Here is a 10,209-nt window from a genome sequence, read left to right on the forward strand (position 1 = left end):
AGACCGATGACGACTCAGGCCGGATACACAGCCATCACCTACTCGGACGTCACCGCCGGTTACTCCTCGTCAGCGGGCTATACGGGGGTGGTCCACACCGAACTGCCGGTTGGTCACACCGGCACGACTCCCGTCACCGCCGCTGTCGCCCGGCGCGGGGCGGCGGGCACGGCCACCGCCACCGCCGTCGCCGAGGCCGTGGGCGTCGCGGCGGCTGTGCCCGTCGACGCGGGCACAGCCGCCCGATCGGGCTACGACGATGTCCTGGCCGAGCCGGGAACGGCACCTGGTTCCGAGACCCCGACGATCCCGCGGGCCGGGCCCCCGATCGCGGTTCGCTCGGCACCGGCGCCGATCCCGGCAGGCGACGACGACATCGAGGACGGCTCGGCGGACACTGCCACCGATCACGGTCCAGATGCCACCGACAGCCTGCTGCCGCTGCTCGACACGGTCGTCGACGAGTGGTTGTCGCTGCGGGAACGGGCCCGGCTGAGCCCGCCGGCGACGGCCCCCCTCGGTTGGCCGGCGGCGGTGCCGCTGCTTCGGGTAGCCCCGCTGGACGCACTGGCCACAGTTCTGGACGAGCAGGTCGACCAGGTCCTCGCACGGAGCCGGCCCGCCACGCTGGGCGAGGCATATCTGCAGGGGATACTCGCCGAAGGACTGTCGACGCTGACCCACGCCGCGGCCGGCCAGGCCGACACGCTGCTCGACCCGCAGGGCGCGGCGATCCGCGCGACGCTCGATCTGATCCGTCAGCTCAGTGAGCACCTCGCGCAGGGGGAATCGTTCTGGGAGGCGGTCAACTCCACCCTCAACCCGATGGTCGGCGTCCTCGAGCATGGGTGGCAGGCGAACGAGATCGCCGGCGCCGCGCTGCGGGCCAGCCAGGCCGGGCATATCCGGGAGAGCGTCGAGCTCGCGCGCGAGGCCGGCCGCGAGGCGGCCCGTGCGGCCGCCGCCCTCGTCGCGACCGTCACCACCGCCGGTCTGGGGCCGAAGGGAGCGCCCACCCGGCGCGGCGGCGGAAGCCGCCCGCGGACCGGGACGCACACTCCGCCACCCGCCCGCAGGCCAACCGGACCGCCGACGCCGCCCCCACCACCTCCGCCCCCGACACCTCCGCCCCCGACACCTCCGCCCCCACCATCACCGACCCCGCCTCGACCAGCACACCCGGTTCGTTCCGGGGACGTCCCGCCGCCCCCGCCCACCCGGGGCCCGGCCTTCACCGACGGCGCCGTTCGCCCCGGCGGCCGGCCGGTGGTCCAGTACCCGGTGCTGCCCGCCGCTCGCCATCCAGTCTGGCGAGCGCTGCCTCAGCTCGACCGCGGCACGCTCCTGCTGCGCCGGGCGGCGGGCGAGCGCCTGCTCGCCCGGCAGCGGATCCAGTGGAAGGCCCGGCTGGACCAGCTCTCCGCACCGCAGCAGGCCAGGCAGCGCAGCCTGCTGGCCAAACCGATCTGGAACACGCTCGAACGGCTGGACGCGATCGAGTTCTCGCTCGCTCACCCCGACCGCGCGGTAGCCGTGAACGCGAAGGTCGTGGGAGTCGTGCTGCCAGACGGGCAGCTCGTCGCCCCGCGTCAGATAGCGGGCGTCGCCGCCGCCGACCCACGCCACCCCGGCCTCGTCTTCGACAGCTACGAGTTCCGGCCTGACGGCACTCACGGGCCTCGCGAGATCAAGGTCGTGGACTCCGTGCTGTCCGCCTACCCCTCCGGCGCACGCGAGGTTCCGAGGTTTCTACCCGGCGAGAAGCTGGGTCGCCAGGTGGCGAAGGCCGACGCGCTCCGTGCGTTCGCGGTCGACGGCGGCGGGCGGATCCGGCTGTCCATGTTCGGCCTGAACGGGGAGAACCTCGTCCTCGACGTCGATCCCGGCACGATGCGCCGGACCGCCGTCTCCACCTACCGCATCGTCAGCGACTGACCGCCGCGCGACCCGGGGCCGGGTTCTGGCCCCGGGTCGTGGTGACGCCGTCGAACGTGCGCAGGATTTCGGGCCACGAGGTATCCACCATGCCGGCCGCCGACCCGCCGCGGGTGTAGTGGTCGAGCGGCTCCCGGCCGGTCACCTGCCGGGCCAGCTCCGACACCCGGGTATAGAGCTGGGCGTCCACCGTGGTCGCCACCCCGATCGCGGCGGTGAAGGCGAGGAGGTCCTCGGTGGGCAGGTTCCCGAGGACGTCGGGCTCACCGGGGAACCACAAGTCGCCGCCGATGCCGCAGAACGCCGACTCAAGCCAGTCGACACCGACCTGGAGGGCGGCGAGCACGTTGGCGAGTGCGAAGCCGTTGCGCGCGTGGAGATGCAACCCGATCTCCAGGCCCGGAAACCGCCCGCTGACGCTTTCCAGCGACTCGGCCACCTGCACCGGGTTCGCCATCCCGACGGTGTCGGCGAAATAGACCCCGGTCGCCCCGGCATCGACGGCGCGCTGCACCATTTCCAGCCGGAGGGCGNGGTCGGTGACGCCGACGCACGGCGTGAAATACGACATCGCGATCCCGACGACCAGTTCGCCGCCGCCGTCCCGGGCGAGTTCACCGATCGCGGGCAGTTCGGCGAGCACCTCGGCGACCGACCTGCCCTGGTTCAGCCGGCTGACCTGCTCGTCGCAGCAGACGAGCGCGACGACGACGTCGAGGTCGCACTGCGCGGCCCGGTGGGCCCCCCGCAGGTTCGGCACCAGCGCCCGGTACCGCACCCCGCCGCCGCGCGGCACGGCGGCGAGCACCGCCTCGGCGTCGGCCAGCTGCGGCAGCACCCGCGGGTGCGCGAACGAGGCGACCTCGATGTCCCGCACGCCGGCCTCGACCATCAGGTGGACCAGCTCGACCTTCGCCTCGGTCGGGACGTCCCGTTCCACCGACTGCAGGCCGTCGCGCAGACCGACCTCCACCACCCGCACGCTGGGCTGCGGCTTCGCCATAGGCCGCGGCTTCGCCGCGGGTCGCGGCGCGTTCGTGCTCATCTGACCACCCCACGGCTGCGAAGGTCGGCGATCTCGGCGTCGGCGAGGTCGAGCTCGGCGAGCAGCTGGTCGGTGGCGTCGCCGAGCGGCGGACCGGCCCACCTGACTCGCGCCGGCGTGCGGCCGAAGCGCGGGACGACGGTCTGCATGGGCAGCTTCGAGCCGTTCACATCGACCTCGACGACCGACTGCCTGGCCTGGAAGTGCGGGTCATCGATCATCTCCGGCGCCCGGTAGACCAGGCCGACGGGGACCGAGTTGGCCAGGCACCGGCGTTCGAGCTCCTGGTGGGTCAGCCGGCTGGTCCAGTCGGCGACGAGCTGGTCGAGTTCCCGCTGCCGCTCGCCGCGGGCGCCGTGCGTGGCGTACCGCGGGTCGTCGGCCAGCTCCGGGCGTCCCATCGCGGCCGCCAGCCGGCGGAACACGGTGTCCTGGTTGGCGGCGATGAGCACTTCGGCGCCGTCGGCGGTCGGGTACACGTTGGACGGCGCGACGCCCGGCAGCACCGAGCCCGTCCGTTCCCGGACGTGGCCGAAGGCGGCGTAATCGCTCACCAGCGACTCGCTCATCGCCAGCACGGCCTCGTACAGTGCACAGTCGACGACCTGGCCCCGCCCGCTGCGGCCACGCTCGACCAGCGCGGCGAGGGCCCCCAGCGCGCCGAGCGTGCCGGCCAGGCTGTCGCCGATCGACAGCCCGGCCCGGCTCGGCGGCCGGTCGGCCTCCCCCATCAGGTGGCGCAGGCCGCCCATCGCCTCGCCGATCGACCCGTAGCCGGCGCGGCTGGAGTACGGGCCGTCCTGGCCGAAACCGGTGACCCTGACCATGATCAGGCCGGGGTTCACGGCGGCGAGCTGCTCGTAGCCGAGACCCCAGCGCTCCATCGTGCCGGGGCGGAAGTTCTCGACGAGCACATCGGCGGTCGCGGCCAGCCGGCGCACCAGTTCCTGGCCCTCGGGGCTGCGCAGGTCACAGCCGATCGACCGTTTGTTGCGGGCCAGCACCGACCAGTGGACGGGCTCGCCGCTGCCGTCGGTGTAACCCCAGCGCCGCATCGGGTCACCCGCCGCCGGGTCCTCGATCTTGATCACCTCGGCGCCGTAGTCACCGAGCAGCTGCCCGCAGAACGGACCGGCGATGAGCTGGCCGAGCTCCAGTACCCGGACGCCGGCGAGCGGGCCGCCCCCGTCCGACCGGTCGGACGGCTTCGCACTTGTGGACGTGGGCATGTCGTCGTGGCTCCTGTTCTTGCCGTCTCGGCGCGCGCGGTCAGAGGAGCTGCTGGGAGATCGCCTTGGCGCATTCGGTCAGCGCCGGGGCGTGGTGGACTGCCGTCTCCAGGGACAGCCGGAACGCGGGGGCACCGATCGCCAGCGCACCGACGAGGGCGCCGCGGGCGTCGGTCAGCGGCGCGGCCATCGAGCTGAGTCCTCGTTCGCGCTCCTCGGGCGAGTACGCCCACCCTCGGCGGCGCACAACCTCGAGATCGGCTTCGAGCCGATCACGCGCGGTGATCGTGTTCTCCGTGTACGCGGGCAGCCCCGCGTCCAGCGCCGCCGCCAGCGCCTCCGGCTCGTACGCCATGAAGATCTTTCCAGCGCCGCCCGCGTTGAGCGGCTGGATCTGGCCGATCTTGCCCTGGTAGATGATCGACTGCTCGGAGTGGCTGATGAGCACGGCGACCCGGGTGCCGCCCTGCCGGACGTAGACGATGCTCGATTCGCCGGTGCGGTCCCGCAGCTCGGTGACGACGGGCTTGGCCGCCTCGATCAGGTCGGAACCGGCGGTCGCGGCCGCCGACCAGGCCATCACCCGCAGCCCGATGGAGTAGTGGTCGCCGGTGCGCTGGAGCAGGTTCTCCTGGACGAGCGAGCGCAGGATGCGCGCGACGGTCGTGGTCGGCAGCCCGGTCGCCGCCCGGACATCGGCGGCCCGCAACCGCGGCCGGCCCCCCGAGAAGCAGTCAAGGATCAGCGCCTGCCGGTGCAGCACCTGGACGGCGTCAGCCTCGCGTTCCAAGCCGGCCCCCCCTTTCACGGATGTCTGTCGCGCACGTCTACCAGTGTTCGAGTAGGTCGGTGTTCGCTTGGGTCAGTGTTCGCTTGGGTCAGTGTTGGAGGAGCAGCGAACCGAAGCCCTCGCGCCGGTCGAGGATGCCGTGCCGCCGCAGGGCGTGCCAGTACGTGGCGGTGTTGACGGCGACGACCGGAAGTTCCAGCCACCGCTCGGCTTCCCCGGCCAGCCGGGCGACCGACAGGTTGGCACCGAACTGGACGATCGCCCGCGGCCGGCCGCCGGCGAGCTCGGTGAGCGCCCGGCGCACGACCGCTTCGGGTATGTGCGAGATCTGCAGTGGCGTCGGGGCTTCGAGATGGATCGCCTGCTGGTACCCGTAGCCGAGTTCCTCCACGAAGCCTTTCAGGTGCGCGTCGGCATCCGGCATGTAGGGCGTCACGAGTGACACCGGGCCGTCGTCCACCCCCAGCGCGCGCAGCGCCGCCGGCAGCGCGTCCGCCGCGTGGATCAGCGTCAGCTCGCCGAACCTGGCGGCGAGCCGCCGCTCGATCGCCCGGGCGGCCGCGACCCCGCCCTGGTAGACCGCCTCGATCGACACGCCCATCAGGACGCAGGTCGGCTCGCAGGACAGCACCCGCTCCACGGCGTCGTCCAGGCCGCGGTCGATGGCGTGCACGAGTTCCTGGAACCCGGCGTCGCCGTCGATGGGCTTCTCCGGGATGTGGATGCGCGCGATGTGGTTGGTCACGCCGGCGGGGCGCATCGCGTCGTACTCAGGTTGCACCACCGTGTTGACCGACGGTGTCACGACACCGAACTTGGCTCGGTATCCCAGCGGGTCACCAGACACGTGTCTTCTCCTGAGCTGTCAGGTCCTGCTCGGCCTCCGCCGTCTGGACGGACCGGGCAGTCTGGACGGACCGGGCAGTCTGGACGGAGCGAGCCGACGAGGCGCGCACCGACAGGGAACGCGCCGCGAGATCTCCTTCCCAGACGGCGTCGAAGATACGGCGCGGTGCCACGCAGTCGCCCACCCCGACGACGTTCGGTTCGAGTTCACCGAGGCGCCGCAGCAGCGCGTCCTCCGCTCGCTGCCCGGTGACCAGCACCACCGCGTCGACCGGTTCCCGGACCTGCCGCTCGTCGTTGTAGACGTCGGCGAGCGTGACGCGGTCCTCCTCGATCGCGACGAGTTCGAGGCCGGCGGACAGCCGCACCCCCCGCCGGCGCAGCCGGGTGGTGACGCTCGGCAGGTCGTGGCTGTCGGTGAGACCGACCCCGACGTGCGTGAGCCTGGTGACGATCTCCACCACCCGGCGTTCGCCGGCCAGGTACTCGGCCGCGACCAGCGCCCGGCGGTCCCCGATGTCGTCGACGATGAGCACCGAGCTCGGCAGGGCGACCCGCTCGCCGAGCACCTCGGCGAGCGTGTGCACGTTCCACTGGTCGGCACCTGGCACGCTCGGCGCGCCAGGCGCCCACCGGGATGGCCGCAGTGCGGTCCACCCGTCGCGACGCGGCGTCGACCCGGTCGCCACGATGTAGGAGTCGTACTGCCCGGCGAGGTCGTCGATCGTCGCCTCGTGGCCGAGCCGGAGGGTGACACCGCGCCCGCGCAGCTGCTCGGTCAGCCAGTCGGTGATGCCGAGCCACTCCCGGTACGGCTCGGCCAGGCTCATCCAGCGCACCTGGCCGCCGGTCTCGGTGCCGCGCTCGAACACCGTCACCTCGTGCCCCAGCTCGGCGGCGGTCAGGGCCGCTCGCAGCCCGGCCGGGCCCGCCCCGACGACGGCCACCGTCAGCGATCGCGAAGCCGCCCCCGGCCCCGGCCCCGCCTGTCCCGCCCCCTTCCCTGCCAGGGGCGCGGCGAACTCCGCCTCCCGGCCGACGGCGGGGTTGTGGATGCAGGCCAACGCCGTGCGCGCGATGGACGCGATGCAGTGGTTGGCACCCACACAGGGCCGGATGTCGTTGGGACGCCCCTGGGCGGCCTTGGTCACCCAGCCCGGGTCGGCGATCAGCTGCCGGGCCATGCCCACGAAGTCGGCGTGACCGTCGCGCAGCACGGCCTCGGCCATATCGGGTGTCGTGATGCGCCCGACGACCACGACCGGCAGCTGCCCCACGGCGGCCTTGATGCTCGAGGTCGCCGCGATCTCGTAGCCGGCCGGCTTGGGCGTGGCGCCGTAGATGAGCATCCGGTCGAGGTAGGTGCCCTGCGAGACGGAGACGTAGTCCACCGCGCCGGTGGCGGCGATCCGGCGGGCGATCTCCACCCAGTCGGGGTTGCGCAGCGCGTCCTCGAAGTCGCCGTCGTCGCCGTTGACGCGGATGCCGACGACCATGCTGGCCGGTACGGCCGCGCGCACCCGCTCGATGATGCGCCGCACGATGCGGAAGCGGTTCTCGGCGGAGCCGCCGTAGGCGTCGGTGCGGTGGTTGGTCGCCGGCGAGAGGAACTGGCCGAGCAGGTAGCCGTGCGCGAGGCCGTGGATCTCGACGCCGTCGAGGCCGCCGGCGACCGCCAGCTTCGCCGACCGCTCGTAGCCGTCCACCAGTTCGTCGATCTCGGCGACCGTGACCTCGTGCGGGATCTCGCGGTAGACCGTGCACGGCACCGGGCTCGGGGCCCACACCGGGCGCCGGCTCACCACGCTGTCGGTCTCGCGGCCCCGGTGCCACAGCTGGGCGAACAGCAGCGTGCCGTGCGGCTGGACCGCGGCGGCGACCTTCCGGTAGCTGTCGACCACGGAGGGGTCGTAGGCCAGGACGACACCCGTCCGCGGCTGGCTCGTCGGATGCACCGACGTCGCCTCCATCGTGATGACCGCTACGCCCTGGCGCGCCCGTTCGCCGTAGTAGGCGGCGTGCGCGTCGGCGTAGGTGTGGTCGGTCGTGAACTCGGTGGCGTGCGCCGTCATCCAGACCCGGTTGACGGCCTCACGGGGCCCGAGCCGCCCGGGCTCGAACAGCGCTGGGTAGTGCGTCATCCCGCCGATCACGTCTCCTTTCGCGGCACCGGCACCGGCACCAGCACCGGCACCGGCACCGAGGCCGCCCGCCGGTCGCTCCCCCGCCCATGGCGGGTCGGACCAGCCAGCTCACCCCTGGACGATGCCGCATCGTGGTGTCAATATCCACGATACGGTCTTCGATGTCGACAGGCGGGCCGATCAGTGCGTTGGTGTGGCAGCTCCACGGCGGCCGGGACGGCCGCCGCCGGCTGACCGCCGCGCGGGCGGAACAACGAATGTCGGAGGTTCCTCGTGTTCTCCTACGCCGGTCGTCAGGTACTTGTCGTCGGAGGCGGGCGGGGGATCGGGCGCGGCATCGCGCTGGCCTACGCGCGGGCCGGCGCGGACGTCGCGGTCGCCGCCCGCAGCCTCGAACAGCTGGCCGGCGTGGTGCAGGAGATCCAGGCGCTCGGCCGCGACGCCTGGGCGCTGNCCGTCGACCTGACCGCCCCCAGGGCCGCCGACGACCTGGTGGCACGCGCCCTCGGCGTGCTCGGGCGGATCGACGTCCTGGTCAACTCGGCCGGCGACACCGGCCGGCTCGAACGGGACACCTTCGAGCTCACCGAGGCCGACTTCGAGCATGTCTCCGCGCTGCATGTGCGGTCGGCGCTGTTCACCTCGATCCGCGCGGCGGAGTCGATGGTCCGCCTCGGGCTGCCGGGCGCCATCCTCAACATCACGTCGGTGGGCGGGCAGTTCGTCTCCCCCGGCGCCGTGCTCTACGGGGCGATGAAGGCCGCCGTCAACCACTTCACCGCGACCCTGGCGATGGAGTTCGGCACGCACGGGATCAGGGTCAACGCGATCGCCCCCGGGCCGATCGACACGCCACTCATCGCGGACCGGCTGACCACCGACGAGGACCGGGCCGCCATGGCGTCGTTCTACCCGCTCAACCGCGTGGGCGAGGTCGACGACGTGGCGGCGGCCGCGCTCTACCTCTGCTCGGCGGAGGCGTCGTGGGTCTCCGGGGAGACCCTGGTGATCAACGGCGGGCAGCAGGCGACCAGCGGCATGTTCCGCTGGCCGCGCATCCACAACGAGGTGCCGCCCGCCCGGCGCATCTGAGGGCAATGAGCGGAACTGCGGAACAACTACCGAAAGGAGCGACGGATGGCTGCGATCGCCATGCGGAAACTGAGCGAGCACGTCGGCGTGGAGGTCCTNGACGTCGACGTCGACCGGCTGTTGCACGACGAGGACCTGCCGGCGGCCTGCACGAAGGCACTCGAGGAGCACGGCGTGCTGCTGTTCCGCGAGCTGCACGTCGACGACCGCGCGCAGGTGGCCTTCTGCCGGAAGCTGGGCCGGCTGGCGACGTTTCCCCGGTACGACCCGCCGGAGGTGATGGAGATCAGTTTTGATCCCGGCAATCCGAACGCGGAGTACTTCCGCAGCAACGACCGCTGGCACCTCGACGGCTGCCTGGACGGTGGGCCGCCGCCGAAGGCGGGCGTGCTGAGCGCCCATGTGGTCGCCAGCCAGGGCGGCGAGACGGAGTTCGCCAGCACCTACACCGCCTACGAGGGCCTTACCGCCGAGGAGAAGCAGCGCTACGCCAAGCTGCGGGTCATCCACACCTTCGAGGCGGTGCAGCGGCACAGCTACCCGAACCCCACCGCCGAGCAGCTGGCGCAGTGGGCGGCCCGGCCGGCGCGGGAGCACCCGCTGGTGTGGGAGCAGCGCTCCGGCCGGCGCTCGCTCGTGTTCGGGTCGACGACGTCCCACGTCGTCGGGATGGACCGCGACGAGGGCCGGGCGCTGCTCGACGACCTGGAGCGCCGGGCCACCACACCGGACCGGGTGCTGCGGCACACCTGGTCGGTCGGCGACATGGCGATCTGGGACAACCGGGGCCTGGTGCACCGGGCCTGCGAGTTCGACCGGACCAGGCCGCGCACCATGCGCCGCACCACCCTGCTGGGCGACGAGCCGATCCAGTAGCGCACCGGCCCGGGCTCGTCCACCACGGCGAGCCCGGGCCGGGCCGGCGCCTGCCCGGTCCGACCCGGGCAGGCCGTCAGGCCGTCAGGCCGGTCGTCAGGTCGCGTCAGATCACTGCATTCCTTCGGCGTACCAGGTGCGGAACTCGTCGTAGTTCGGCATCTCCTCGGAGTTCGCCTTCGGGTCGACCACCACGTGGACGACGGCGGTCCGGCCGCTGGCGAAGGCCCGCTCGATCGCGGGTGCGATGTC

Annotated in this window: 6 protein-coding genes and 4 pseudogenes; 4 read left to right on the top strand and 6 right to left on the bottom strand. The window is 72.7% G+C overall.

Features of this window, described 5'->3' with window-relative positions; all coding sequences use genetic code 11:
* Positions 1–6 precede the first annotated feature (6 nt).
* Positions 7–1,935: a hypothetical protein gene (locus tag UG55_RS29605; protein WP_066072138.1), complete on the top strand. Its 1,929-nt coding sequence runs from the start codon at positions 7–9 to the stop codon at positions 1,933–1,935.
* On the opposite strand, the pseudogene UG55_RS40955 reads toward UG55_RS29605, so the two are convergent.
* From UG55_RS40955 to UG55_RS21255, 6 genes and pseudogenes are all read right to left on the bottom strand, one after another.
* Positions 1,925–2,468: pseudogene (locus tag UG55_RS40955) on the bottom strand (hydroxymethylglutaryl-CoA lyase); the annotation flags it as partial. The gene UG55_RS29605 and the pseudogene UG55_RS40955 overlap by 11 nt on opposite strands.
* Before the next feature lies 1 nt (position 2,469).
* Positions 2,470–2,980 (bottom strand): annotated as a pseudogene (locus UG55_RS40960) (hydroxymethylglutaryl-CoA lyase); the annotation flags it as partial.
* Positions 2,977–4,209: a CaiB/BaiF CoA-transferase family protein gene (locus UG55_RS21240; RefSeq protein ID WP_066072144.1), complete on the bottom strand. Its 1,233-nt coding sequence runs from the start codon at positions 4,207–4,209 to the stop codon at positions 2,977–2,979. The pseudogene UG55_RS40960 and the gene UG55_RS21240, both read right to left, overlap by 4 nt.
* A 40-nt stretch (positions 4,210–4,249) precedes the next feature.
* Entirely contained in the window at positions 4,250–4,999 is a 750-nt protein-coding gene (locus UG55_RS21245; RefSeq protein WP_242424892.1) for an IclR family transcriptional regulator, read from the bottom strand.
* An 88-nt stretch (positions 5,000–5,087) separates the two neighbouring features.
* Positions 5,088–5,846, bottom strand: coding sequence for an IgiC (locus UG55_RS21250; protein WP_066072150.1), 759 nt, complete (start codon positions 5,844–5,846; stop codon positions 5,088–5,090).
* Complete coding sequence (locus tag UG55_RS21255) at positions 5,836–7,986, bottom strand: FAD-dependent oxidoreductase (RefSeq protein WP_083987060.1); 2,151 nt, start codon at positions 7,984–7,986, stop codon at positions 5,836–5,838. Before UG55_RS21255 ends, UG55_RS21250 begins: the two co-directional genes overlap by 11 nt.
* 276 nt (positions 7,987–8,262) lie before the next feature.
* Between UG55_RS21255 and UG55_RS40965 the strand changes: the two genes are divergently transcribed.
* The 3 genes and pseudogenes from UG55_RS40965 to UG55_RS21265 all read left to right on the top strand — a co-directional run.
* The coding region (locus tag UG55_RS40965; protein ID WP_242424893.1) for an SDR family NAD(P)-dependent oxidoreductase at positions 8,263–8,442 on the top strand (180 nt) is incomplete at its 3' end.
* Between the two features lies 1 nt (position 8,443).
* Positions 8,444–9,081 (top strand): annotated as a pseudogene (locus UG55_RS21260) (SDR family NAD(P)-dependent oxidoreductase); the annotation flags it as partial.
* Between the two features lie 99 nt (positions 9,082–9,180).
* Positions 9,181–9,957 (top strand): annotated as a pseudogene (locus UG55_RS21265) (TauD/TfdA dioxygenase family protein); the annotation flags it as partial.
* Positions 9,958–10,209 lie beyond the last annotated feature (252 nt).

The sequence above is a fragment of the Frankia sp. EI5c genome, from assembly GCF_001636565.1.
In the GTDB taxonomy this organism is placed as follows: domain Bacteria; phylum Actinomycetota; class Actinomycetes; order Frankiales; family Frankiaceae; genus Parafrankia.

Coding starts and splice junctions, on each gene's coding strand:
- UG55_RS29605 (WP_066072138.1), top strand. CDS start 7: ATGACGACTCAGGCCGGATACACAGCCATCACCTACTCGGACGTCACC.
- UG55_RS21240 (WP_066072144.1), bottom strand. CDS start 4,209: ATGCCCACGTCCACAAGTGCGAAGCCGTCCGACCGGTCGGACGGGGGC.
- UG55_RS21255 (WP_083987060.1), bottom strand. CDS start 7,986: ATGACGCACTACCCAGCGCTGTTCGAGCCCGGGCGGCTCGGGCCCCGT.